Here is a 24,042-nt window from a genome sequence, read left to right on the forward strand (position 1 = left end):
AATAAGAAGCATCCATCCAATCAACCTTCGCCACAGAGGAGAGCGCGCCCATGATTATTTGGCTGAACGGCGCATTCGGCGCCGGCAAAACGACATGCGCTTTCGAGCTGCATCGCCGGCTGCCCGATTCATTCGTCTACGATCCCGAAAACATCGGCTACTTCATCCGGCGCAATACGCCGCGGCTTCTGCACGAGCCGGATTTTCAGGACCACCCGTTATGGCGTTCATTTAATTACGAGATGCTGGCGTGGCTGGCCCGCGACTATCCCGGAACGATCATTGTGCCCATGACCGTCGTCGACAGGCGTTATTACGATGCGATCATCGCGCGGCTGCGAGCGGACGGGCTCGAAGTCAAAGCGTTCATCCTGTACGCGGACAAAGAGGTGATTATGAAGCGGCTGAACAAGCGGGCCAAATTCGGCGAAACCTGGGCCAAGGCGCAGGTAGATCGCTGCCTGGAAGCGTTCAACACCGTCATCCCGGACGAAAAAATCGTCACCGACCGCAAACCGGTGGACAGCGTCGTGGAAGAAATTGCGGCGAGAAGCGGACTCCGGCTGCCCCCGGACAACCGTTCGCGCCTGAAAAAACAAACCGACCGTCTGCTCACTTTATTCCGCCATATCCGGTAGTGTACAATAAGGGATGACGTTCGATTTTCCGCAAAAAGGAGAATGGCGACCATGGAAAGCAACGCAGCTGTGTACACAACGACAGATGAATACATAAGCATGTTTCCACCCGAAATCCAGACCCTGCTGCAAAAGGTTCGTGCCGTCATCAAGGAAGCCGAGCCCGATGCCGCGGAGAAAATCAGCTACCAAATGCCAACCTTCGCGCTGCATGGCATCAATCTGGTGCATTTTGCCGCGTTCAAGCAGCATATCGGCTTCTATCCGGGGGCGAACGGCATCGCCGTTTTCAAGGACGAGCTCGCCGCCTACAAGGGGGCCAAAGGTTCGGTGCAATTCCCGCTGGACAAGCCCATTCCGTACGAATTGATCGGCAGAATCGTCAAGTTCCGCGCAGCGGAAAATCGCGAACTGGCAACAGCAAAAAAAGCGAAAAAATCATAACCGGCATCCGGAAACGGCGAGCGCAGCGGCTCGTCGTTTTTTTGTTGTCGTTGACTTTGTGCGCCGCACGTGCTATTAATTGTTTAGTAAATTAGTAATTTAGTAAATAGTAAACGAGGGATCCATCATGTCATCCGTTCAAAATCAACCTCTCCCCTCTTGCATCGTATCGCCGGATCGCAAGCTTACGGAGGCCGAACAAACGATGGTGTGGAAAGCGCCCGCCTCCCATCGGATAAGCGAGGAAGAACGCCGCATCAGCGAAGAAATCAAACGCAACTGGCACCGCGGCGAAATGAAAATCGCCACGATCCTGCTCGAAGGCGACGCCGGCTCGGGCAAAACGCAGCTGGCCAAAGCGTTGTCTGCCAACCTGGGGCTGCCTTACACGAAAATTACCTGCTTCGCCGATATGGACAAGTCCGACGTTGTTGGAGCGATTTTGCCGGTGGTGTCCTCGTCTTCGGCGTCCGCCGGCCGGGAAATCGTGGAATACCGGTACTATCCTTCCGAAATCGTGACGGCTTTCCAGCACGGGTACTTGCTCGAAATCCAGGAACCGACCGTCATTCGCGACGCCGGGGTGCTGATGGCGCTGAACTCGGCGCTCGAACCCGATGGTTGTCTCAACCTGCCGACGGGAACGATTCGGCGGCATCCGGATTTTGTCGCCGTCATTACGACGAACCGTCATTACGCCGGCTGCCGTCCGCTAAACGAGGCGCTGCGCGACCGGGTGCAGCATGCGGAGAAGATGGATTTGCCATCCCGGGAGGTGATGGTCGAACGGACGGAAGCCAAAACCGGCTGGCGCAACCGGCCGCTGCTTGAGCTGCTGGCGGATATCATCATTACGCTCGATCAAACGGCAAGAGCCAACGCGATCAAAGGCGTGGCCGGCATGCGTTCCTTGTTCTATTGGGCGGAAGCCGTGGCCGCGGGCGCGTCAGCGGGGCAAACGCTTTACCCGAAAGTGATTTACAAAATATCCACCGACCCGGATGACGTCAAGCTGCTCGAGCAAGCGCTGGCCGGTCGCGGCATGCTGGCGCAATTGGCCGACGCGGAGCGGGAACCGGCACGGGGGCCGAAACGGCCGGAACCGCCACAGACGGAAGAGATTCAGACGTCGGGCGACAGCAACGCCGAACACGAACCGCTCGGCGAAGTCGACGAACGGGCGATTGCACTGAAGAAGTCGCCGGACAGCGAAGACCGTTCCGTGGACCGCGCGGAACGATCCGGCGATGCGGCAAGCGACGACCTCGGAGCGGACGGGGCTCCCTTCTATCGCCCGGAGCAGCCGGAGGAAACGCCGGCGCAGAAACAGCAGCGGGAACGGGATTTCCGCAAACAGCGGAATCGGGAGGCGCGCGCCGCGGTCAACGGCTCGATGCATCAGGGAGTGAAGCTCGTGGTGCATCGGCCCGGATTCGAAGCGCGAGATGTGGAAGCCTATGAGCGGCTATGCGCGGAGCTGGTGCCCGTCATCCGGGAAACGGCGCGCAACGTGCTGCCGCTGCTTTCGCACGACGTTGCCGCGGACTTTGCGGGGAACCGTCTGTACGGCGGCAAATTCCAGGCCGAACGCGCGGCGTACCGGGATTATCGCTATTTTGCCAAGAAGCTGCCGCCTTCCGAATCGCCTTCGCTTGCCGTAGGCCTGCGCATCGACGAATCGGCGTCGATGACCGCCGAGGGTCGGCTGGAAGCGGCCAAACGCGCCGCCGTTGCCGTCTGCGAATTTTGCCGGCTCTGCGATATACCGCTCCTCGTCTATGGGGATACGGCGGACGTATCGCGGCTGGAGCAAATGTCGATTTACGCATACGCCGACTACGACAAACCCGACCCGGACGACAGGTTCAAGCTGATGGGCATCCGGGCGCGCGGCAACAACCGCGACGGGATGGCGCTGCGGATTATGGCCGACAAACTCGCCGGCGCGCCGCAGCAAACAAAGCTGCTGATCAGCGTCAGCGACGGACAGCCCAAAGCGATGGACGACTATGCCGGCAGCCGCGCCATCGCGGATATGAAGCAAACGATCGCCGAATACGAACGCAAGGGCGTGACCTTCTTGTCCGCTGCTATCGGCCAGGATAAAGAGATCATCGGCGACATCTACGGCGGGGAGCGGTTTCTCGACATCGCCGATTTGCGGCAATTTCCCGCGCAGCTGATTCGCGCCATTTCGCGCTATTTGTAAAAGAAAAATAAAGCGGTCGTCGTTGCAGGAGAGCGGAAGCCGGAAGTGGAATTATCTTTGTTATAGAAGCAAATTCCAACACCGTTCCTACAGGGGGCCAAGATGTCGAAACACCGCTCGCAACAAAAGCTTATCGCCTACGGATTGACAGCTTTCATCGCCATTGCGCTTTTTTTCGCTTCATCCGCGCGATCTTCCGCCGAAAGTTCGCCCAATTTTGCCTTGCATGCGAACGGAGCGGCCTATCCGTCGATTACCGCGTCTTACACATGCAATTGCGGCGATAATGTCTCCTATTTGAATGATGGATTGTACGACTTTAATGACGGCGCGCATCACCGCTGGACCTCATGGCCGCAAACTACCGTGCAAACGGTCGACATCGATTTTGGCCAGCCGGTGACGTTCAACCAGATCAATCTTTATTTGTTCAATGACGGCGGCGGCGTTCAACCGCCATCCAGCTACGCGATTCAATTCTGGGATGACGGCGCCTGGACGAATGTGGCCAACGAAACCCACACGCCGGCGATTCCGACCGCCAAGGAACTGTTGACGGCGAACTCCGTCAACACGCTGAATACAGCGCTGTTCGACGCCGTGACGTCAACAAAAGCGCGGATCGTGCTTACGCCGAAAGTCACCGCTTCCGTCGGCCTGGTGGAACTAGAAATATTCGGACCGCCGACGACCGACACGAAGTTGTTGACGGCTTTCGGCAGCTCGGCAGGCGGCAGCGTCTCCGTCACGGTTTCTTCCGTACTGGACGCCGCCTACAGTATGCAAGCCGATCGGTTCCAACTCGCCGCTAACGGCGTCCCAATTGAAATCGTGGACGCCTTGTACAACCCGTTCGACCCGGGCGGCCATACGTTGATGCTGCTCCTCCCGGATGGTGCGCTGCTGGGAAGCGGCCCGCATACGCTGAGCTTGTCAGAAGGAGCGATCCGCACGGCTGCCGGCCAAAGCAATCTCGCCATCCCGGCCGTGCCGGTCATCACGTTTGCGATGCTCGACCAAACGTCCGACTACCGGTTCGGCATCGACGATCTTGTGCGGATCGCGGCCAATCCTGCGCTGCAAATCGACGTGAATCGGAACGGATCGTACGATCGCCAGGACCTGCAGCTTCTGCTCGGCAAAATATCGCTTTTCCCGTTCTGACGCATGAAACGCCTTCCCGATCGGGGGGCGTTTTTTTCATGCGGTCTCCCGGGCAAGGACAAGTTGGCCAATGTGCGTTATAATAAGTCATCCGGCACAACTTGCCGGCAATGCCAATCGTTAGCGACCATGAAGGAGAATGTATGAACTTTCGCGATTTGAAACTGATTGCCCCGATATTGAAAGCGCTGGAGAAAGAAGCTTACCGGGCGCCGACGCCGATCCAGGAACAGGCGATTCCCGCCGTTCTTGACGGCAACGATTTATTCGGCTGCGCGCAAACCGGCACCGGAAAAACCGCCGCCTTTGCGCTGCCGATCATCCAACTGCTCAGCCGGCAACAAGTCCGGCCGCATACGCTGCGCCGCATTCGCTCGCTGATTTTGACGCCGACGCGCGAGCTGGCCATACAGATCGAAGAAAACATCCGCGCGTACAGCCGCTTCCTTGATTTGCGCTGCACGTCGATCGTCGGCGGCGTTTCGCAAGCGGCCCAGGAGCGCGCCCTGCAAGCCGGCGTCGACATCGTAGTCGCCACGCCCGGCCGTTTGATCGATCTGATTCACCAGCAGCACGTCGATCTGCAGCATGTGCAAATTCTGGTGCTTGACGAAGCGGACCGGATGCTCGACATGGGCTTCATCAACGATGTCAAAAAAATTATCGCCCGCATGCCGGCCAAACGGCAAACGTTGTTTTTTTCGGCCACGATGCCGCCGGAAATCGCGCAGCTGGTGCAAACGCTGCTCGTCAATCCGGTCAAGGTGGAAATTACGCCCGTCTCTTCGACTGCGGAACGTATCGATCAGACGCTGTATTTTGTCGACAAGGAAAACAAGATCCGACTGCTGACTCACTTGCTGCAAGACCCGTCGATCGTTTCCGCGCTCGTGTTCACGCGGACCAAACACGGCGCCGACCGGGTAGCGCGCGGGCTGAACAAGGCCAACATTTCCGCGCAGGCGATCCACGGCGACAAGTCGCAGAACGCCAGACAGGGCGCGCTTAACAATTTCAAGAACGGCGCCACGCGCGTGCTGGTGGCAACGGACATCGCGGCGCGCGGCATCGACATCGACGAGCTTTCCCACGTGTTCAACTTCAACCTGCCGAACATTCCGGAAACGTACGTGCATCGCATCGGCCGAACGGGCCGCGCGGGGCTGAGCGGCATAGCGGTTTCCTTTTGCGAATACGAGGAAATTCCTTATTTGAAGGACATCGAGAAGCTGATCGGCCGTACGATCGCGCGCGTCGACGATCATCCGTTCCCGATGACGCAAACGGCCCCCGCCGCCAAAGCGGAAACCGCGCAAGCCGGCGGCAAACAAGGCGGAGCAAACAACGGACGATTGACCGGGAAGCAGCCCGGCGGCCATAACAGCCAACAGCCCGGCAAACAGCCGGCCCGCGCCGGAGGCGGCCAACCGCCAAAAGCGAAGTCCGGCAACAACCGGTTCTCCGGCGGAGGCAAGTCCGGCCGATAGGCCATAAAAAATGGCTTATTGGCTTCACCACGGCCGTCCTTTCAAAAATAGCCAGTGAAAACACTGGTTATTTCGGCCAAACAGCCCCAATTCGCGTTGATTCATACGAATAGCCAGTGAAATCACTGGCTATTTTGCGTCGACTGCCCATTTTAGCCCAAATAAGCAATAAAAGATGGCCTATCGGGGATCGCTCTGTCGAGCGGTCCTCTTTTCGCTGCTTATCAGGCATATTTTCCGCTGCTCCGAGGAAAACTACGATCACGGCTGCGCCTGATTTCCATTTTCTTGCGGCGATGGCTGTTTCGGCTGGCGAAACCAGCCTTGGACGCGGTTCCAGTTGATGATGCCCCAGACAATCAGCGGGCAAAACATATTGATCGCGAATACGAAATAAACAACCGTCCACATAAACCCTTCCGTGTTGACGACGTGCCGGTAAATCCAGGAATGATAAACGTCCATCGTTCGCCCCTCCGTACGTTCGGCTGATGGATCGTAGTGTGGGCCGCGGATCGTCGACTTATACTGCCGACTTAAGCGAGGTGATGGCCGATGCCGTCGGTACAGCAATTGATGCAGGAAGCCATCGTGCCGAACGTGGCCGACAATGCTGCGGCATTGGAAGCCATCCTGGGCAATAGTGCGGATCTCGTGATGCGGGACTTCAGCTTCTGCGCGAACCCCGCTTCCCCCGGGATATGTGTATATTTGGACGGCATGGCCGACGGGGCGATCGTGGACGCGGTGCTGAAAGCGCTGCTCATCCACGCAAGCGAGCTAAGTTGGAACCCGGAGCAGCTGCCGACGGCGGAGATGCTGCGCACGCACCTGATGTTCAACGCTGCGGCCAAGACATGCGGCAGCTTGCAGGAAGCGGTGTTCGGCATCTTGTCCGGCGATACGCTCGTGTTTGTCGAAGGACTCGACCAAGCCGTTCTCGTCAGCTCCAAAGGCTGGAAGGAACGAAGCGTCGAAGAGCCTTCTGCGGAAAATAACGTGCGCGGACCGAGGGACGGCTTCACGGAAAGCATTCGCACCAATACGGCGCATATTCGCCGACGGATCAAGGACCCGGAGCTGCGGATCGACTCGACGGTCATCGGCACAAGAACGCGAACCGACGTGAGTGTGCTCTACATTCGCGATTTGGTGAAACCGGGGCTTGTCGAGGAAGTAAAGCGGCGGCTTGACAGCATTCGTCTCGACGCGATACTGGAAAGCGGCTTCATCGAAGAAATGATCGATGACGCGCCGTTCTCTCCCTTCAACACGGTGCAAAGCACGGAACGTCCGGACAAAGTCGCTTCCGCGCTGCTGGAAGGGCGCGTGGCGATTCTGACCGACAATACGCCGGTCGCGCTGATTGTGCCGACATTCTTCTGGCAGTTCATGCAGGCGCCCGACGATTATTACCACCGCTACTGGGTCGGCACGTTTTTCCGCATCGTTCGTTATTTCGCTTTTTTGATCAGTCTGATTCTTCCTTCCACCTATGTCATGCTCGTGTCGTTCCATCATGAAATGATTCCGACTTCGCTTGCGCTGACGATCGCATCCGGCCGGGAAGTGGTGCCGTTTCCCGTGCTGCTGGAGGCGCTGCTGATGGAGCTTGCTTTCGAGCTGATGCGCGAAGCGGGGCTGCGGATGCCGAAGCCGATCGGACAGGCGGTCAGCATCGTCGGCTCGCTGATTATCGGCCAGGCCGCCGTTCAGGCCGGCCTCGTGTCGCCGTTTATGGTCATTATCGTGGCGATTACGGGCATTTCGTCCTTTGCCATACCGAGCTATTCGTCGTCGCTCGCCTTGCGCATCTTCCGTTTCCCGCTGCTGCTCGCTTCCGGCTCGCTCGGGCTGCTCGGGTTCGCCACGATGTTTTTCCTGCTGCTGCTGCACGCGCTCTCCATCCGTTCGTTCGGCGAACCGTACTTGGCGCCGCTCAGCCCGTTCCGGCCGCGCGACCAGCGCGACATGATGCTGCGGATGCCGCTGTGGATGCTGGACGACCGGCCGGGCTTCGCGCAAAACCGGCACCGGATGGCGAGCGGACAACAACCGAAACCGCCAAAGGAACAACCCGAATGAACAAGAAACGAATGGCAATCTGGATCCGGCTGCTGGCAACGCTTTTGGCGATCGTGCCGCTTACCTCTTGTATCGGCCAATGGCAAATAAACGACTTGGCGCTCGTGACGGCCGTCGGACTGGACGTGGGACAGAAACCGGGGACGGTGCTGCTGTCGGCCCAAATCATCCGGCCCGCGGACGCGCGCGGCCAGACAGGCGCTCCTTCCGGCGGCACCGGCGAACCGATCTACTCGATCAGCGCCGAAGGCAAAACGATATTCGAAGCGATCCGGAACCTGGGCCGCATCTCCTCGAGGCGCGTCTATTGGGCGCACAATTTCCTCATCGTCATGAACGAAAGTTACGCGCGGCGCGGCATCGGGGACATGATCGACTTCTTCACCCGCAACCACGAGCTGCGAATGAACACCTGGGTAGCGGTTACGCCCGACAGCCCCGATCAGCTGATTTCGACGATCACCGGTCTGGAAATCGTACCGGGGGAAGCGATCAACCGCCTGTTCCGCAACAACCATATCGTCGGCGTCGCCCCAAGAACGAACATGATGGTGCTCGAGGAATCGTACTTGACCCAAGCCACGCATCCGGTCCTGGCCAAGCTCAAGCTCGTGCGGCGGGGCATTTCGAACAAGAAGCCGGAGGAGCACGGCTCGATCGAACAAGTCGAGCTGGCGGGAGCCGCCGCGTTCGCCGAGGATCGTATGGCCGGCTGGCTGACGATCAAAGAGACGCGCGGTTTGCTGTTTTTCCTCGAACAATTGGACAACGGCATTGAAGTCGTTCCCTGCCCCAATGAAAAAACCGGCCAGGCAACGCTCGAGTTTCGCCATGCCAAGCTGCATGTCGATCCGGCGTATCGCAATGGAAAAGCGTCATTCCGCATCCGGCTCGCGACAGAGGCCGATATCGTGGAGAACGGCTGCCAGGCGACAGAGGCCGACATTCGTCAAGGAACGGAAGCCGAACTGACGCAGGAGCTGGAATCGGCCATTACCAGCGTGCTGGTCAAAGCGCAGCGGGAGTACAAATCCGATTTTCTCAAGCTGGGCGATGTGTTCCGCAACGAATACCCGCTCGAATGGCGGACATTGAAGCAATCGTGGGACGACGTATTCGCCGCGGCGGAAACGACGGTCGAAGTGAAGGCGACGATCAAAAGCGGCGTCCTGAAGGCGGCGGGAATGGGGGTAAAATGACGAAGCTGCGCATTACGAACGGCATGTACGTGGCGATGATCGTCAACTTTATTTATGCCAAAGCGATCGGCGTCACACAAGGCGTGCTTGCCATGGTGATCGGTCAGGACATGTGGATCGCCACGCTGTTCGGCACCGTCCAGGGCGCCGTCATGATTTATATCACCTACCTGGCCATCCGGCATACGCCGGAACGGGACTTTATCGGCCTGGGCGCGGCGCTGCTGGGTCAATGGTTCGGCAAACTGGTCGCCTTGGTGATATTCCTGTTTTTTCTTGCTGCGTTCGGCCCGCTGATGATTACGTTCGTGTACCATCTGCAAGAATACTTTTTGCCGGAAGCGCCGATCATGCTGTTCATCGTTTCCGCTTTAATCGTTGGCGCGGTCGGCTGCTTCTACGGGCTGGAAGTGATGGCGCGCATCTCGCTGATCGGCGTGTTGTGCATCGTGCTGTTAAACGTATTGATCGTGCTCGGGTCCATGAACGAGTTCGACATCCGCAATTTGCTGCCGGTGATGGAGCTCGGGTTTATTCCAACCGTAGTGGCCAGCGTCCACTACAACGAAGACTGGGCGCTCGCCACGATGATGGCCGCCCTCGTGCTGCCGCACGTCAAGGATGTGCAGAAACGCGGCGGCCAGTTGGGTGTTGCCGGGATTATGCTGAGCGGTCTGCTCGTCGGCATTTGGGCGATACTGGAAGCCGCGGTGCTTTCGTCGGAAGTGACCAGCAAATACACCGTCTCCTGCATGAAGCTCGCCCGCAACGCCCATATCGGCATTTTCCTGCAGCGGTATGAAATGATTATGATTGCGCTTTATTCGCTGCCGATCTTGTTCGGCGTCATGTTCTGCCTGTACGGCGCTTCGTTCAGCCTGTCGAAGCTGCTCGGGGTGCGCAGCTACCGCAAGCTGATCGCACCGGCCTGCCTTCCGGTCGGCGCCTTCGGCTACTGGATCGTCGAGGACCATTTTCGCGCCATCTATTACCTCGAGCATTATTGGCCGCGTATCGCCAATCCGGTGGCGTTCGGCTTGCCGCTGCTGATGCTCCTGCTTCGTTTCGTATTCGGCAAAAAGCTGTCACAAGCGAGCTGAGCGGCGGACTGAACGGCCGACCGTTTGCGGCTCACGCGGCGGCTGCCCATTTTTCGTCTGAATTTCATGAATTGTTTGACAACTTTAACTGTAACTTATATACTAACAGTAGATAGCGCGGGAAGGAGGGCGACGGGTGAACAGCGAGTTTACGATCGCCGTGCACAGCCTGGTGTTTCTGGCGTATCGGACGGACCGGATGGCGACGAGCGAGATGATCGCCCACAATGTCGGCACCCACCCGTCCCGCGTGCGCAAGGTGCTGAGCTGCATGAGAAAGCACGGCCTCATTGCCACCAAGGAAGGAATCGGAGGCGGCTTCCTTCTGAACTGCAGCCCCGATGAAGTGACGTTGGCCGACGTATACCTCGCCACTTCCATCGGTTCGATGAAACCGAACTGGTGCTCCGGCAATACGGAAGAAGGCTGTATGGTCGCCTGCAATATGGCGGATGTCATGGAACGCATCTTCATCGATGCCGAACGGCAAATGCTGCTTTACTTGCAGAATACCGTAATTCGCGACGTGCTCGACAGCGTCCAGGCAGCGCAAGGCAAGAAGGAGGCAGCCGCAGGGCTGTTGTAACAGCGGAATCGGTTGTTCCGGACAGGAACGAACCAGGGGGAAAGGACGGTGTGTCGATATGACAACGGCATGGAGCGAAACGATTCAAGAAGGCGACTGGATCGGCGGCGCCTCACATAGAGATGAGAAGTTTCTCGGGTTTGTGCAATCGATCGGGCCGGAAGGCGTCGTCAAGGTATGGGTGACGCAGTCGGACCGGCAGGAAATCGTCGGCGAGATGATCCAGACGAAGCTGCACCGGGTCAAGAAGCTGCCCGAATACTCGCCCTCGGCGCCGGAGGAGCTGCACGACTTGATCGGGCTTTCGCTCGATACGCACGACAAGGCGTGGTTCGAAGAGCTGACCGGCAAGCTGCAGACCGTAACGGCCGCGCAGCACGGCAGGAACAAAACGACGGCGATTCAGCCTTACAGCTGGTTCGGCAACGGGTTGAAAAACCGGCTCGACGTCTAAGGAACACATTCCAAGCGCTTCGGCGCTTTTTTTGTTGGGCCGGGGGGCCGACAACAAGCGGCAATAACTGTCCCTCTCTCTGTCAGGCTGATTTCAGCCTTATTCCATACCAATGTTTTGCTTGCGATAAACCAACGGCGCGCAGCCGGTCCGTTTTTTGAAAAAGTTCGAAAAGTGGAACGAATCGTTGAAGCCGAGCAGCAGCGCCAAATGTTCGACCGGGATGTCGGTTTGCGCGAGCAGCCGTTTCCCTTTGGCCAGACGAAGCTCCAGAATGTAATCGTACGGACTGCGGCCGAACTCGGCTTTGAACCGTTTGGTAAAATAGCTTCGTTCCATACCCGCATATTCGGCGACCATGCTCGCCGTGATGTTATTGTCGAAATGCTGCTGCATGAAATTGCGCGCCGCGATCATGCGGTTGTCGACCTGTCGTCCGCCGCCCGTACCGGCGCCGTCCCGGCTTAGTTCCGCCAGCAGCAAACGCAGGTTGCCCGAATAAAACAACCTGTCGGTCTTCTCGTCCCGCGCCGGTTCATAATCGAGCAAACTGTCGATCAGCGCGCTGATCCGCTCCGGACGGCGATGGCGAATGACCGGATGGGCCGTCGTAATCCCGGCCTGGTTCAGGATCGGACCGGCCGCCGCGCCGGAGAACGCGATCCACTTGTAGTCCCACGGCTCCATCAGATCCGCCTTGTAGCGGGTCAACACGTTCGGGAACAACACGAACGACTCGCCGCCGCGCAGCGGCGTTTCCTTGCCGTTCGCCTGGTACACGCCGCCGCCGTCGCTCACGTACACGAGCAAATAATGATCCCGCACCGCAGGACCGTATTCGAGCCCCGGGTCGCAGCGATGCTGGCCGTAGTAGCTCAGGTACAACTCATCTCTCGTATCCGGCATCAAAAATGTTTCCATGCTCCGCTCCACCCCGTCCTCCGCCAATTCTCTCCTCCATCAAACCACAAATTTATATATTTTCGCAACAAATCGTCATGGAGCTTGCCCGTCGCCGCTGTTATGCTGGAGACAATTCGAAAAAGGAGCTGGTTCGCCAATGATGGTCACGATCGGCGCGAAACAATTGGAGATGGGCGGCCGTTATTTGACGGAGCTGCGCGATGCCAACAGCTTGCTGGGCGATCCCGCCGCCTTGAAGCAGCGTTTGGAGGAAGACGGCTATTTGCTGATCCGCGGGTTTCACGACCGCGAGCAGGTGCTTCGGGCGAGGGAGGAAATCCTGCAGCGCCTGCAGCGGGACGGCAAGCTGGCGCCGGACACCGAAGCGGCGGAGGCGCGGATCGGCCCGGATAACAAGGGAGCGTTCTGGGGCGGCGTCAACGATTCGTTCCCTGCCTTCCGCGAAGTGGTCGATTCGCCGCGGACGATGGGCTTTTTTGCCGGATTGCTTGGCGGGGAAGTCATCACCTACGATTACAAATGGCTGCGCGCCATTCCGAACGGAGGCAACACGGGCGCGCATTACGACATCGTCTACATGGGCGCGGGCACCCCAAATTTGTATACGTTATGGACACCGTTCGGCGATACGCCGATCGACATGGGCACGTTGTGCATCCTGCTCGGTTCCCATCGCTGGGACCGCGTCATCGCCACCTACGGCAAAATGGACGTCGACCGCGACAAAACGGAAGGCTGGTTCTCGAAAGATCCGATCGAGCTGGTCGACAAGTTCGGCGGCCAATGGGCCACTACCTCGTTCCAGGCCGGCGACGCGATCCTGTTCGGGATGTACACCATGCACGCATCGACGGTGAACGTTACGCCGCACATGCGCATCAGCTGCGACACCCGCTACCAACTGGCAAGCGAACCCGCGGATGCCAGGTGGGTCGGCCGCAATCCCGTCTACCAAGGTCCGACTAACGTACGCCCGATGGAAGAAGCGCGCAAACAGTGGAACTTGATCTAGGCGCAAACGATCGGAACAACTGTCATGAAAGCGGCGGCGAGTTAAGCAGGGAAATCCGGCTTAACTCGCAGTCGCAGGCCGGATCGGAGCAAATAAGCTGGAAAAACCAGCTTAATTCGCTGCCGTTACCCAGATCGGAGCAAATAAGCAGGAAAATCCGCCTTAAATCGTCGCCGCTGGCCGGATTTTGCTTCATGCGCGCCATCCCCCCATCCGCCAACTTCCCCCTTGCAAAATAGGCCCTATTTTCTTGCCTGTTTCGCCAAAAACGGGCCGTCCATACGAAATAACCAGTGTTTTTACTGGCTATTGCAGACAAGCCGGGCGAAAGAGGGCAAATAAGCCATTTTTCATGGGCTATTTGGTTGCCGAGCAATAAAACGGGCCACCCGGCGGGGAACCCGATGTTCGCTCCCCCGCCGCTGCCGCACATTCATCTGCCTTATTTCACCATGAAATCGTTGTAAAGCTTCACCCACTCGTCCACTTTCAGGTTTTTGTAGCCGGCCAAGAAGCTGTCCCAGTCGCTCATCGGCTTCTGACCCAAAATAAATTTCAGCGCATTCTCCGACGTATACGTCTCGATCTGGTTGCTCAGCTCGGTCGCCCGCTTCAAGCCTTCCGTGTCGAACGATACGGCCGGCGGCGCTTCGTTCGTACCGCCCGTCTTGATAATGGCATCGCGGGATACGAGGTACTTCTTCGCCTTGGCGTCTTCGCCTTCCTTGGCGGAAATCGTATTGTAACGGTTAAATTCCGGAATGACGCCTGCCAGCCACCAGCTTGACAGGCCGAGCTCGGACCCGGTCTTGAGACCGGCCGGCTGTTTGCCGTCTGCGCCTGCCGTCCAAAGGCTTTGATAGCCGGTAATTTTGAAACCGGAAGGCGTCTTCGGATCTTTCACCCAATGCTCGCCCTCTTTGCCGAGAAACAAGGTTTGCACGCCTTCCACGCTGTACATCCAATCAAGCGCTTTGACGATGTCGTCGATGTGCTTCGATTTGTTGCTGATCACCCACGGCCCGCGGAAGGAGATGTTGTAGTGCGGCGCAAGCGGCTGCGTCTGAATTTTGCCGTCTACCGCAAAAGGAAGCATCGCCTCCATCGCCGGTTCGTTCGGGCCGGCCGTGCCCGCCGTGTTCTGCTCGCGAATAAGCGGGAACGCGCCGCTTGCATAACCGGTGAACAGGTCGTTGTCTTTCATGGTAATGAAGTCCGGGCTGAGCAGCTTGTTTTCGTACATCCAACGTTCGAATTCGACCCACATTTTGAACCGTTGCGGCGATGCGGTCGGTCCGTACTCGAACTTTTTCGCCTCCGCATTGTAGCGCGGATCTTTGCCGTTGTTCTCCCCGGCAATCCCGAACGGGGTTGACGAAGTCCAGAAGTAATACGACCAGCCGAGACGGGACGACGTAATCGGTTTGCCGCCGTTCTCCTTCTGCAGCGCCAACATCGCCTTCTTCAAATCGTCAAGCGACTTGATCTGGCCGACATCCATCCCTGCCTTCTTCAGCACATCGTTATTGAACCACCACACCCGCGACACCCATTCGAAATCCTGGATCATCGGAAAGCCGTAAAGTTTGCCGTCCTCCGTACTGCGCATCGCCTTTTCGATATCGGGGTACTTCTTCAAATAGGCTTGCAAATTCGGCAGCTTCCCGCCGGCCAAATACGGATCGAGCGCCACGAACAGCTTGGAGCCGTACTTCTTGTATGTCGTATCGTCCGAGAAAAAACGCGTCAGCTCGGGAAATTCGTTCGAAGCGATCGCCAGATTGAGCTTCTCCTTCTGCGAGTCGCGCGGAACTGTCGTCAAGTTGAAGTTGACGCCGGTTTTGCTGCCCCATTCCTTGATGTACCAGGTATCGCTATTGATTGTTGCGCCGGCGTCGATCGGCAGCGTCAGCTCGACGGTTGGCGGGTCCTTCGGCTTCTGCGAAGCCGGAGCGGCCGATTGCGCCGAAGACGGCGAAGGCGATTTGGTTTCTCCCGCCTGATTGCCTTTCCCGCTGCAAGCGGCAAGAGCCGATGCCGAGAGCAAAACGGCCAATGCGGTAAGGGCGGTTTTTTTCATCTGTTGCTTGACCTCCTTGGGTGTATTGTACCACGGCAATAAACGATGCACGCTAACGCATACAAGCGAAAGCGACATTTGACAACCCGCCTCCCACCTCCCGTACGTACTCCGCCCGGAGTTATTTATCCCTTTATCGAACCGACAAGCGCACCTTTGACAAAGTAACGCTGAAGGAAAGGATACAGCAGCACAATCGGACCAACCGTGACAAAAATGGTCGCCATCTGAAGAGAGGTGTTCATGCCCATCTGATACCGGGGATCAACTCCCTTGGTAGTCACCGCATCGTCAAATACTTCCTTGGTAATGAGAATGCGGCGCAGCACGATCGTCAGCGGATACATCGATTCGGACTTGAGATAAATAAGCGGCCCGAAAAACGAGTTCCATTGCCCGACAGCCGCGAACAGCGCAATGGTCGCGAGGATCGGCTTCGACAGCGGCAGCACGATGCGGAACAGCATGTGCCAGTCGTTAGCGCCGTCGATGCGTGCCGATTCGAACAACTCGTCCGGCAAGCTCTGGAAATTGGTGCGCAGCAGCAGAATGTTCCAGAACGAAAACGCACCGGGAACGACAAGCACCCAAATCGAATTGAGAATGCCCAGTTGTTTCATCAGCAGGAACGACGGAATCAGACCGCCGCCAAAAAACATCGTAAACGTCATCATGATAATGATTGGCCGTCGCAGCAGCATTCGTTTGGCGGAAAGCGGGTAAGCGGTCAAACAGCCGATGGTAAGAACAAAAAACGTGCCGACCACCGTATAACGGACGCTGTTCCAAAATGCCGTTAAAATAAGGTTGTCTTCAAATACCTTGCGGTAGCTGTCCAGTTGAAACCCGATCGGCCACAGCACGACTTCCTGGTTCGATACGGGCAACGGCGCGCTGACCGACAAGTTGAACAAATAGAGAAACGGGAACGCAATAACGACACATAGCAGCGCAAGAGCCGTATAATTGAGCGTGTCAAACACCCGGTTGGCTAACCCGGTATTTCTCATCGATGATCCTCCTTGTCACCAGAACGATTCCTGCCGCAAGCGGCTCGCCGTACGATTGGCAATCCACAGGATGAGCAGCGCGACGAGGTTGTTCATCAGGCCGATGGCTGCGCCGAAGCTGAAGTCGCCTCCGACAATCCCCCTGCGGTACACGTAGGTCGCCAACACGTCGGCTACCTCGTAAATCGTCGGATTCTGCATCAGATACACTTTCTCGAACCCGACCGATACGACATGGCTGACGCTCAGAATCAGCACAATGCTGATCGTCGGCCGGATGCCCGGCAAGCTGATATGCCACATCCGCCGGAACCGGCCCGCTCCGTCCATATAACTCGCCTCGTACAGCTCGGGGTCGACGCCTGTCAGAGCGGCGAGGAACAGGATCGAGTTCCAACCGACGGATTGCCAAATATCGCTGATGACGTACATCGACCGAAAGTACGCGATGTCGGTGAAGAAATGAATGCTTTCAATGCCGAATCGGTTCAGCAGCAGATTGATAATCCCCCGGTCGCTCGTCAGCTGCATCAGCATGCCGACCACGATGATGATCGCGATAAAATGCGGCAAATAGCTGATGCTCTGCACGATTCTCTTGAACCTGGCACGCTTCACTTCATTCAGCAGCAGCGCCAGCACAATCGGCGGCCAGAAGCCGAACAGCAGCGAATAGAAGCCGAGCAGCATGGTGTTGCGAACGATGCGCCAGGCGGTCGGTTCGGCGAAGAAGGAAGTAAAATGCTTCAACCCCACCCAATCGCTGTGCCAAAATCCCATGATCAGATCGTAATCCTGGAAGGCGATCACAACGCCGTACATCGGCGCGTAATGAAACAGCAGGAATCCAAGCACTCCAGGCAGCACCATCATGTATAAATGAGGGTTGCGCCGGATATTATCGATCAGCTTCCTCAGCGCCCTCGCCTCGCCGGATGCAAATCGGCTCCCCGTTTCAGGATGCGGTGAAGCAGATTGCGTCGGTGCACGGTTCATGGCATCCACTCCTTTTGGTTGTCAGGGGTTCCGCTCCGCTTCGCCGGTTGCCCCCGCTCATGCACATTCCACATGTTACGGCACATTTGTAAGCGTGTACATGCAACATTTCAAACACCATATGGACGATTTCGAGATCTTGCTCCCCGGTCATGTCCATCCGCAAGGCGATCTGCTATAATCAAAATCAATCGTTGGACGGAAAGGGGCGCCTTGCATGCGCAAGCCCTCCAGCTTTCATCGGCGGCTGTTCCTGCTGTATTCCTCCTTGCTGCTGGCTGTTGTCACGTCCTCTTTCCTCGTCTTTTACCAGCATGCAAGCCGGCAGCAGGAGAAGCTGTACGCCAATTCGTTCGAGCGCGAACTGAACGCTTATGTGGGACGCGTCGACAACGCGATCGCCAATGCCGACCGCCAGTTGGTGCAGATCAAGTCCAGCCAGACGATCGCTTCGCTCTTTCTCGCGTTGTCGCTACATGAGAACGCTTACGAAGCGATCAAAAGCAATCCGGAGTGGATCGCCACCGTTCGCGAGACGATCGACCTCATTCACGGTCTCGATCCGCAGGTGTTCCAGCGCGTAACGGTGATCAGCCGTTCGGGGGCCTATATCGGCACCGGCATCAACGCTCCCGACGTGCCTCCGGAAGTGATGCGGGAACGGCTCGTTTCGCTGCAATCGTATTGGTTCGACGATTCGTTCCGTCTCGTGCGCTACCCGGCGGTTGACCTGCTGGAGCCGCAGCGCCCGCCGGTCGTTTCGCTCATTCGCAAAATCACTTACTCCGGCCTCGCCCATTCCATCGTCGAAATTCAGCTTTCGGACGAATTTTTCGCCAAAATGGCCGCGCTTGCGCTGCAAGGAAACGATCGCATCAGCCGTTCCCTTTATGTCTACGGCTCGGATGACCGCTGGCATCCCGTACAGGGCGACTCCGCGGACGTCTCCAAACTTCCGCAGCAGCCGGCCGACTTGCCGGACAGCTATTTCGCCAAGTCGCGCGACGCGCTGCAATTTATCCAGCGTTCGGGCAACACCGGCTGGCTGTACGCCATGACCATGACGACCTCGCCGCTGAACCGTTCGCTTCGCGGTCTCTCCATTACCGTGTTTGCGCTCGGCCTGCTCGTCAGCGCGGCTGGCATGACACTGATCTACCTGCTGACTCGCCGTACGCTGCTCCCCTTGCACCGGCTGCGCAAAGCGATGGCCCAGCTTGACTTGGCGTCGATCGAATCCAGTGTCACCGATTCGCTGCTGCGGCTGCGGCCGAATCAGCTGCAGATCGGCGAAATCCGCGATTTGCACGCCTCGTTCCGGGACATGCTGCTGCGCTTGCAGCAATCGAAGCGCGAAGCGTCGAGCGCACGGGAAGCGGAGCTGCGGGCGCGGCTGATCGCCTTGCAGAAGCAGGTCGATCCGCATTTTCTGTACAATACCTTGTCGATTATCGGCATGCTCGGATTCGATCAGGGCGACGAGCATATTCTGGAATTGTGCCAATCGCTGATCAACATGTTCAAATATGTGACCTACGGCGATTCCTACACGTCCACGCTCGCCGAAGAACTGGACCACTTGCGCGATTATTTGCGCATTATGCGCATCCGGTACGGCGGCAAGCTCGAATACGAAATTCAGGTGCCGGAGGACATGCTTGCGCTGAAAGTGCCCAAGCTGCTGCTGCAGCCGCTGGCGGAGAACGCGTTCAAGCACGGCTTCACGGAATGGCAGGAACGTTGGATCATCGCGATCAGAGGAGAACGGGCGCCGGAAGGGTGGCGGCTGGAAATCGAAGACAACGGGCGCGGCTTCAGCGCGGAAGCGCGCGAACGGCTCGAGGCGTACTGGGCTTCGCTTGGACCGGGCGTTTCGCCGGAAGCGAACCGCGGGCTGACGAATACGATGGCGCGATTGCGCTTTTTGTTCGGACCGGATGTCCGCTTCTCCTATGCCGAGAGCTTTTCCGGCGGCGCCTTGCTTCGCATCGGCATGACGGAATCGAAAGGAGAGATCCCCGCCTATGCGGATCGTACTGGTGGATGATGAGCCGTTGTTTTTATCGATGCTGGAGCGAATGATCGCGCAGATCGCCCCCGAGCACGAGATTGCGGGCAGCTACACGGGAGCCGAACAGGCGCTGGCTTCGCTTCCGAATGACAAGCCGGACCTGCTCATCAGCGATATCGCCATGCAGGGCATGGACGGCCTGCATATGCTCGACCTGGCGCGCGAGGTGTGCCCCGATGCGCTTCGCGTCGTGCTGAGCTCATACCCCGACTTCTCCTACGCGCTGCATGCGCTCAAGAGCGAGGTAATGGACTATTTGCTCAAACCGCCGCATCCGAAGCAGCTCCGCGAGTTGTTCGACAAGGCGTCCGCTCTGACGGAGCAGCGCAAACAGGCGCGTCCGGAGCACGCGGTTCACGGCGCCGCAAGCGGCGAAACGCAGTCGGCGGCGCGTCCGTTGTCGGAGCACGAACGCATCGTGCAAACCGTCGAACGTTATCTCGAGCAGCACTATCGCAGCGCAGTCAGCCACCAGACGCTGGAAGCGGAATTCGGCCTGGTCGGCTCCTACATCAACAAGTTGTTCAAAAAACATAAAGGCAGCACGCTGATGGATTATCTGGCGCAGTACCGCATCGAGCAAGCCAAAATACTGCTGAAAGAAAAGCCGACGCTGATGCTCAAGGAAGTCGCTTCCCTTGTCGGATTCGACGACCCGCTTTATTTCAGCCGCGTGTTTCGCAAAATAACCGGCATATCGCCGTCGGAGTTTGCCAAGCGGTGAGGACGGCGTCTATACGCAAAAACGTCGAACCCGCAAGCCTGTTGCCTGCGGATTCGACGTTAAGCGAATGAAATAAACGCGCCGTTTACTTCTTGGGGTCCCGTTCATTCCCCCACAGCGTCGGCGACGCCCCCTTGGACTGCCGCCAGGCATGCCGCCAAAGATGAACGTCACTCGGCGTAATTTCCGGCATGTTGCCCCGCTCGGCTCGCGACCGGATTGCCGGGTACGGCTTATGCGGCTCCGCTTGATACCAGTAGGCCACCGTGCAAAGGTCCAGTGTCAAATTGTTGTCGTGTCCATGCTCGATCGAGGCGCGCAACGACTTGTCGAAATAAATCGGATCTTCGAACAGGAAACGATAGATATGCGTCCGCCCCATCCAGCCCAGCTTGTCCGGGATGCGCGCGCTGCCGAAATAGGGGTGCATATAAATTTCGTTAGGGCTCCACGAAGTGTTGAAGAAGTCCTCCGTCCCCGTTCCATGAAGCGAACCGGGCCATGCTTCCCCGTCGACCATCCACATGTCGTCGCCTTCTCCGTACCACATCGGTCCCGGACTGTCGACATAGTAGTTGACCCCGACGAAATGCCCCTTCCCTTCAATGTCGGCGAACAAGTAATTGTGCTCGTCGGTCTTGTTGGGGGCCTGCTTCGCCACGATCGCCCATTCCGTCTCCCCTTCCGCCGGATGAACCTCCGTCAATTCCCGGTTCCACCAGGCATGAAACCGCCCCTTCGTATCGGGCATGGACGGATAAACCTCGTAATGGATATAGAAGTAGAACGATTGCATCACATGCTCGGAATCGTTCTCCAGCGTCACGCGCGCGCCGTTGCCGAACGGCATCGGGAAATAGCAGTTCAGCGCCCTTCCTTCCCTGGGCGCCGCCGCAAGCGGCAGCGATTGGAACGAATACTCTTCGCCCCAGCCTTGTCCGAAAAAGTCGCCCAGCGGCGCTTCGACGCTCGGCTCGGTTTCGCCATCCCAGTACATGCGCAGAATCGCATTGCGCCTGATCATCTTGTCGGGCGAACTCAGCGTAAACCAGATATGCTTGATAATGCCAGCTCCTTCGATCGCGGCAAGCTCTGCGGTTTCGCCCGCAGCGATCCGGATGCAATCGGCATTGCCTCCGCTGCGATCGTAGCTGGAAATTCGTTTCGTTTTTATCCCTTGTTGCAATTCGGCAATGCCGCCAAGCGGACTATGCATTTACAGCACCTCCATCAATAATCGTTCGTACCCTACAATCATAGCGAAACAGGAACCAAATGACTTTAACCAATGCTGCCAACATGTTAACATTCCTTGCTATAATGGAAGAGGATAGATGACCCTCTGACAGAAGGAGCCGCATATGGCTATCTCGCTTTCTCCCTACATTCGTTTTGCCTCCGACAGCGTGATTCAGTCGCCTTGGTATATGAGGGAGCGCGATCTGTGGGACTACGAATTTCTGTACCTGATGGAAGGCGAAATCGTCGTAACGATTGCCGGTCATGCCTGCTGCGGCGTTCCGGGCGATTTATTCATTTTGCGGCCCGGCCGCAGACACACCATCCGCTCCGTCGGCGAAACGACGGTCAGGCAGCCAAACGTTCATTTCGACTTGGTCGAGCGGCCGGACAGCAGGGATGTAACCATATCGTTCCTCAGAAAGGAAGAGATGAGCGCGGCGGAAATCGGCTGGTTTCGTGAGGACCTGTTGTCGGCCGGGCCGTTCGAGTTGCCCGACCATATGCGTCTTCGCCATCCTGCCGTGTTCGAGAAGCTGCTGTTCGCCCTCATTGCGGAATACCGGATGAAGCTGCCTTTTGCCAAACTCCGGATGCAAGGACATTTTCTCAACTTGTTCGCCTACTTGCTCCGCGAATACGAATGGGGCCGCACCCCGCTCGTTCGCGATAAAATGCCGTTGCTGCTTCAGGTGGAACAATATTTGAACCATCATGACGCCGACATATCGCTGGACGAGTTGTCCAATAAATTCCACATTAGCAAATTTTATCTAGCGCGGCTGTTTCAGAACGCATTCGGTATGAGTCCGATCCGCTATCATCAACTGGCCCGCCTGGAGAAAGCGAAACAACTGCTGCGGTTCACCGAGCTGCCGATTCAGCAAATCGCGTACCAGCTTGGCTTTTCCAGCATCCACGATTTCAGCCGGGCGTTCAAAAAGCAAGAAGGGGTCGCCCCCTCCCATTACCGCCGCGCGTATTAAAACCGAAGCTGCGGCCGCGGCGCACCAGGGCAATCGCTTACGAAAGTAAACCCAAGCTGGAAAAGACAAGGGGAGTTGCCGTTGATCACACCTGCTCGATCTCAAAAGAAGTATCGTCACGATTGATGCGATGCGCACGCAAAAAGAGATTGCAGCCACGATCATCGAACAAGGGGCCGACTATGTCCTGCAAGTCAACGATAAAAACGATGCGAGAAGACATGGCGGATTACAGGGAACACGAAGTGCTCCTCCAAGTGAAAGCTCCGTTGCAAGCCGCGGGACAACGGGAGCCCAATCGGTTGAAACCAGCTATTTCATTCACAGTGAAAAGGGACAACCGCCGAGCCACGCTTGCAGGTCCGCCGCAGTCACCGGAGAATTGAAAACACCCTGCACGAGAAGCTGGACATGACCTGTGTAAAGCTGCGGCTTGGATCCCAATGATGTACGAAACGTCCTCCAGCTTCCTGAAAATGTATCGTTACGATTCACAGCCAGCCATAGTCCAGGGCCTCAAAGACACCTTGGCGCAATAGCGGAACCTCCTTCCGCTATATCATGGAATTGTGTCTCAGGAGCAGGGTGACGGTGAATCGTAACCATTCGTAAGCGATTGCCCTGCGCGGCGCAACGGTTTTCCCCTGCCGGCGGCGGCGTTGTGCTATAATCGGGGGTACGAGCGCCAGCCGTTTCGGCGGCGAAAGGCGAAATGGGGAGAGCCTGCGGCAATGAAATCGTTCAAAAAAGTGTATGTCGAAATTACAAGCGTCTGCAATCTCGCCTGCACGTTCTGTCCGCCGACGGAACGCAAGGCGAATTTTATCCAGCGGGACACCTTCTCGCATATTCTCGATCAAATCAAGCCGTACACGAACCACATCTACCTGCACGTCAAAGGCGAACCGCTGCTGCACCCGCGCATCGACGAATTGCTCGACGAAAGCGCCGCCAAAGGCTTCCGCGTGAACATTACGACCAACGGCACGCTGATCGCCAAAAACAGCGCCAAGCTGCTCGGCAAACCGGCGCTGCGGCAAATCAATTTTTCGCTGCACAGCTTTGACGGCCATATCGGCTCGAACAATCGCGAAGGTTATTTGCAGGCGATCTTCGCCTTCGTGCGCGAAGTCGTGAAACAAGGCGTCATCGTGTCGTTCCGGTTGTGGAATTTGCGGCGGGACAACGCAACGAACCTGGAATTGCAGCGCAACCGCGAAACGCTGTCGATGCTGGAGCGGGAGTTCGGCCTGGACTACCGGATCGAGGAAAAAGTCATTCCCGGAAGCGGCGTCCGCATCGCCCCGAACGTCTACCTCAATCAGGACCACGAATTCGAATGGCCCAGCCTGCACGCCCCCGAGGACGAGGGCCGCGGCTTCTGCCACGCGCTGCGCAGCCAGGCGGCGATCTTGTCGAACGGAACGGTAGTGCCGTGCTGCCTGGACGGCGAAGGCGTCATCGATCTTGGCAACGTGCATGAAACGCCGTTCTCCGTCATTGTCGAAGGCGAACGCGCGAACCGGCTCGTAGACGGCTTCTCCCGCCGCGAAGCGGTCGAGGAGCTGTGCCGCAAGTGCGGCTACCGCAAACGGTTTGGCGCATAACATAACCATACCCAACAGAACGGGGCC

General features: G+C 57.5%; 22 protein-coding genes. 15 read left to right on the top strand and 7 right to left on the bottom strand.

Annotated features, from left to right (window positions below; all coding sequences use genetic code 11):
- Positions 1 to 50 precede the first annotated feature (50 nt).
- The 5 genes from EXY20_RS27705 (at position 51) to EXY20_RS27725 (ending at position 5,942) form a co-directional block, all read left to right on the top strand.
- Complete coding sequence (locus EXY20_RS27705) at positions 51 to 638, top strand: AAA family ATPase (RefSeq protein ID WP_135555382.1); 588 nt, start codon at positions 51 to 53, stop codon at positions 636 to 638.
- Positions 639 to 689: 51 nt separating this feature from the next.
- Complete coding sequence (locus tag EXY20_RS27710) at positions 690 to 1,082, top strand: iron chaperone (RefSeq protein ID WP_135555383.1); 393 nt, start codon at positions 690 to 692, stop codon at positions 1,080 to 1,082.
- A 127-nt stretch (positions 1,083 to 1,209) separates the two neighbouring features.
- Positions 1,210 to 3,291, top strand: coding sequence for an AAA family ATPase (locus EXY20_RS27715; RefSeq protein ID WP_135555384.1), 2,082 nt, complete (start codon positions 1,210 to 1,212; stop codon positions 3,289 to 3,291).
- 102 nt (positions 3,292 to 3,393) lie between these two features.
- On the top strand, positions 3,394 to 4,455 hold the full coding sequence (locus tag EXY20_RS27720) for a discoidin domain-containing protein (protein ID WP_135555385.1): 1,062 nt from the start codon (positions 3,394 to 3,396) through the stop codon (positions 4,453 to 4,455).
- A 143-nt stretch (positions 4,456 to 4,598) separates the two neighbouring features.
- Positions 4,599 to 5,942 (top strand): DEAD/DEAH box helicase, encoded by a 1,344-nt coding sequence (locus EXY20_RS27725; RefSeq protein WP_135555386.1) that lies wholly within the window; start codon positions 4,599 to 4,601, stop codon positions 5,940 to 5,942.
- A gap of 261 nt (positions 5,943 to 6,203) precedes the next feature.
- Here the strand turns inward: EXY20_RS27725 and EXY20_RS27730 are convergent, their stop codons facing one another.
- On the bottom strand, positions 6,204 to 6,407 hold the full coding sequence (locus EXY20_RS27730; RefSeq protein WP_135555387.1) for a hypothetical protein: 204 nt from the start codon (positions 6,405 to 6,407) through the stop codon (positions 6,204 to 6,206).
- A 90-nt stretch (positions 6,408 to 6,497) separates the two neighbouring features.
- On the opposite strand from EXY20_RS27730, the gene EXY20_RS27735 reads away from it, so the two are divergent.
- The 5 genes from EXY20_RS27735 to EXY20_RS27755 all read left to right on the top strand — a co-directional run bounded on the left by EXY20_RS27735 (position 6,498) and on the right by EXY20_RS27755 (position 11,366).
- Entirely contained in the window at positions 6,498 to 8,027 is a 1,530-nt protein-coding gene (locus EXY20_RS27735; RefSeq protein ID WP_235886227.1) for a spore germination protein, read from the top strand.
- Positions 8,024 to 9,226: a Ger(x)C family spore germination protein gene (locus EXY20_RS27740; RefSeq protein ID WP_235886228.1), complete on the top strand. Its 1,203-nt coding sequence runs from the start codon at positions 8,024 to 8,026 to the stop codon at positions 9,224 to 9,226. The genes EXY20_RS27735 and EXY20_RS27740 overlap by 4 nt, the downstream gene beginning before the upstream one ends.
- Positions 9,223 to 10,326, top strand: coding sequence for a GerAB/ArcD/ProY family transporter (locus EXY20_RS27745; protein WP_135555388.1), 1,104 nt, complete (start codon positions 9,223 to 9,225; stop codon positions 10,324 to 10,326). The genes EXY20_RS27740 and EXY20_RS27745 overlap by 4 nt, the downstream gene beginning before the upstream one ends.
- 136 nt (positions 10,327 to 10,462) lie before the next feature.
- The gene (locus EXY20_RS27750) at positions 10,463 to 10,912 is read left to right on the top strand and encodes an Rrf2 family transcriptional regulator (RefSeq protein ID WP_135555389.1); all 450 of its coding nucleotides are present in this window, start codon (positions 10,463 to 10,465) and stop codon (positions 10,910 to 10,912) included.
- A 58-nt stretch (positions 10,913 to 10,970) separates the two neighbouring features.
- Positions 10,971 to 11,366, top strand: a complete 396-nt coding sequence (locus tag EXY20_RS27755) for a hypothetical protein (RefSeq protein WP_135555390.1) — start codon at positions 10,971 to 10,973, stop codon at positions 11,364 to 11,366.
- Positions 11,367 to 11,465: 99 nt separating this feature from the next.
- On the opposite strand, the gene EXY20_RS27760 is transcribed toward EXY20_RS27755, so the two are convergent.
- Positions 11,466 to 12,287, bottom strand: a complete 822-nt coding sequence (locus EXY20_RS27760) for an AraC family transcriptional regulator (RefSeq protein ID WP_135555391.1) — start codon at positions 12,285 to 12,287, stop codon at positions 11,466 to 11,468.
- Between the two features lie 139 nt (positions 12,288 to 12,426).
- Here EXY20_RS27760 and EXY20_RS27765 point away from each other — a divergent pair, with 139 nt between their 5' ends.
- Positions 12,427 to 13,302, top strand: coding sequence for a phytanoyl-CoA dioxygenase family protein (locus EXY20_RS27765; RefSeq protein WP_135555392.1), 876 nt, complete (start codon positions 12,427 to 12,429; stop codon positions 13,300 to 13,302).
- Positions 13,303 to 13,324: 22 nt separating this feature from the next.
- On the opposite strand, the gene EXY20_RS27770 is transcribed toward EXY20_RS27765, so the two are convergent.
- The 4 genes from EXY20_RS27770 to EXY20_RS27785 form a co-directional block, all read right to left on the bottom strand.
- A complete protein-coding gene (locus tag EXY20_RS27770; protein WP_135555393.1) occupies positions 13,325 to 13,678 on the bottom strand; it encodes a hypothetical protein in 354 nt (117 codons plus the stop codon).
- 66 nt (positions 13,679 to 13,744) lie between these two features.
- Complete coding sequence (locus EXY20_RS27775) at positions 13,745 to 15,382, bottom strand: type 2 periplasmic-binding domain-containing protein (RefSeq protein ID WP_167859567.1); 1,638 nt, start codon at positions 15,380 to 15,382, stop codon at positions 13,745 to 13,747.
- Between the two features lie 125 nt (positions 15,383 to 15,507).
- Positions 15,508 to 16,392 (bottom strand): carbohydrate ABC transporter permease, encoded by an 885-nt coding sequence (locus EXY20_RS27780; protein ID WP_135555395.1) that lies wholly within the window; start codon positions 16,390 to 16,392, stop codon positions 15,508 to 15,510.
- 15 nt (positions 16,393 to 16,407) lie between these two features.
- A complete protein-coding gene (locus tag EXY20_RS27785; protein ID WP_135555396.1) occupies positions 16,408 to 17,388 on the bottom strand; it encodes an ABC transporter permease in 981 nt (326 codons plus the stop codon).
- Positions 17,389 to 17,605: 217 nt separating this feature from the next.
- Between EXY20_RS27785 and EXY20_RS27790 the strand changes: the two genes are divergently transcribed.
- On the top strand, positions 17,606 to 19,435 hold the full coding sequence (locus EXY20_RS27790; protein ID WP_135555397.1) for a sensor histidine kinase: 1,830 nt from the start codon (positions 17,606 to 17,608) through the stop codon (positions 19,433 to 19,435).
- Positions 19,413 to 20,183: a response regulator transcription factor gene (locus EXY20_RS27795; RefSeq protein WP_135555398.1), complete on the top strand. Its 771-nt coding sequence runs from the start codon at positions 19,413 to 19,415 to the stop codon at positions 20,181 to 20,183. Before EXY20_RS27790 ends, EXY20_RS27795 begins: the two co-directional genes overlap by 23 nt.
- Before the next feature lie 85 nt (positions 20,184 to 20,268).
- On the opposite strand, the gene EXY20_RS27800 is transcribed toward EXY20_RS27795, so the two are convergent.
- On the bottom strand, positions 20,269 to 21,399 hold the full coding sequence (locus EXY20_RS27800; protein WP_135555399.1) for a glycoside hydrolase family 172 protein: 1,131 nt from the start codon (positions 21,397 to 21,399) through the stop codon (positions 20,269 to 20,271).
- A gap of 145 nt (positions 21,400 to 21,544) precedes the next feature.
- On the opposite strand from EXY20_RS27800, the gene EXY20_RS27805 reads away from it, so the two are divergent.
- Positions 21,545 to 22,408 (top strand): AraC family transcriptional regulator, encoded by an 864-nt coding sequence (locus EXY20_RS27805; RefSeq protein ID WP_135555400.1) that lies wholly within the window; start codon positions 21,545 to 21,547, stop codon positions 22,406 to 22,408.
- 731 nt (positions 22,409 to 23,139) lie between these two features.
- Positions 23,140 to 24,015, top strand: a complete 876-nt coding sequence (locus tag EXY20_RS27815) for a radical SAM/SPASM domain-containing protein (RefSeq protein ID WP_135555401.1) — start codon at positions 23,140 to 23,142, stop codon at positions 24,013 to 24,015.
- Positions 24,016 to 24,042 lie beyond the last annotated feature (27 nt).

Origin of the sequence: Paenibacillus cymbidii, assembly GCF_004764705.1 — a bacterium.
GTDB classification, from domain to species: domain Bacteria; phylum Bacillota; class Bacilli; order Paenibacillales; family NBRC-103111; genus Paenibacillus_AN; species Paenibacillus_AN cymbidii.

Coding starts and splice junctions, on each gene's coding strand:
- EXY20_RS27705 (WP_135555382.1), top strand. CDS start 51: ATGATTATTTGGCTGAACGGCGCATTCGGCGCCGGCAAAACGACATGC.
- EXY20_RS27710 (WP_135555383.1), top strand. CDS start 690: ATGGAAAGCAACGCAGCTGTGTACACAACGACAGATGAATACATAAGC.
- EXY20_RS27715 (WP_135555384.1), top strand. CDS start 1,210: ATGTCATCCGTTCAAAATCAACCTCTCCCCTCTTGCATCGTATCGCCG.
- EXY20_RS27720 (WP_135555385.1), top strand. CDS start 3,394: ATGTCGAAACACCGCTCGCAACAAAAGCTTATCGCCTACGGATTGACA.
- EXY20_RS27725 (WP_135555386.1), top strand. CDS start 4,599: ATGAACTTTCGCGATTTGAAACTGATTGCCCCGATATTGAAAGCGCTG.
- EXY20_RS27730 (WP_135555387.1), bottom strand. CDS start 6,407: ATGGACGTTTATCATTCCTGGATTTACCGGCACGTCGTCAACACGGAA.
- EXY20_RS27735 (WP_235886227.1), top strand. CDS start 6,498: ATGCCGTCGGTACAGCAATTGATGCAGGAAGCCATCGTGCCGAACGTG.
- EXY20_RS27740 (WP_235886228.1), top strand. CDS start 8,024: ATGAACAAGAAACGAATGGCAATCTGGATCCGGCTGCTGGCAACGCTT.
- EXY20_RS27745 (WP_135555388.1), top strand. CDS start 9,223: ATGACGAAGCTGCGCATTACGAACGGCATGTACGTGGCGATGATCGTC.
- EXY20_RS27755 (WP_135555390.1), top strand. CDS start 10,971: ATGACAACGGCATGGAGCGAAACGATTCAAGAAGGCGACTGGATCGGC.
- EXY20_RS27760 (WP_135555391.1), bottom strand. CDS start 12,287: ATGGAAACATTTTTGATGCCGGATACGAGAGATGAGTTGTACCTGAGC.
- EXY20_RS27765 (WP_135555392.1), top strand. CDS start 12,427: ATGATGGTCACGATCGGCGCGAAACAATTGGAGATGGGCGGCCGTTAT.
- EXY20_RS27775 (WP_167859567.1), bottom strand. CDS start 15,382: ATGAAAAAAACCGCCCTTACCGCATTGGCCGTTTTGCTCTCGGCATCG.
- EXY20_RS27780 (WP_135555395.1), bottom strand. CDS start 16,392: ATGAGAAATACCGGGTTAGCCAACCGGGTGTTTGACACGCTCAATTAT.
- EXY20_RS27785 (WP_135555396.1), bottom strand. CDS start 17,388: ATGAACCGTGCACCGACGCAATCTGCTTCACCGCATCCTGAAACGGGG.
- EXY20_RS27790 (WP_135555397.1), top strand. CDS start 17,606: ATGCGCAAGCCCTCCAGCTTTCATCGGCGGCTGTTCCTGCTGTATTCC.
- EXY20_RS27795 (WP_135555398.1), top strand. CDS start 19,413: ATGCGGATCGTACTGGTGGATGATGAGCCGTTGTTTTTATCGATGCTG.
- EXY20_RS27800 (WP_135555399.1), bottom strand. CDS start 21,399: ATGCATAGTCCGCTTGGCGGCATTGCCGAATTGCAACAAGGGATAAAA.
- EXY20_RS27805 (WP_135555400.1), top strand. CDS start 21,545: ATGGCTATCTCGCTTTCTCCCTACATTCGTTTTGCCTCCGACAGCGTG.
- EXY20_RS27815 (WP_135555401.1), top strand. CDS start 23,140: ATGAAATCGTTCAAAAAAGTGTATGTCGAAATTACAAGCGTCTGCAAT.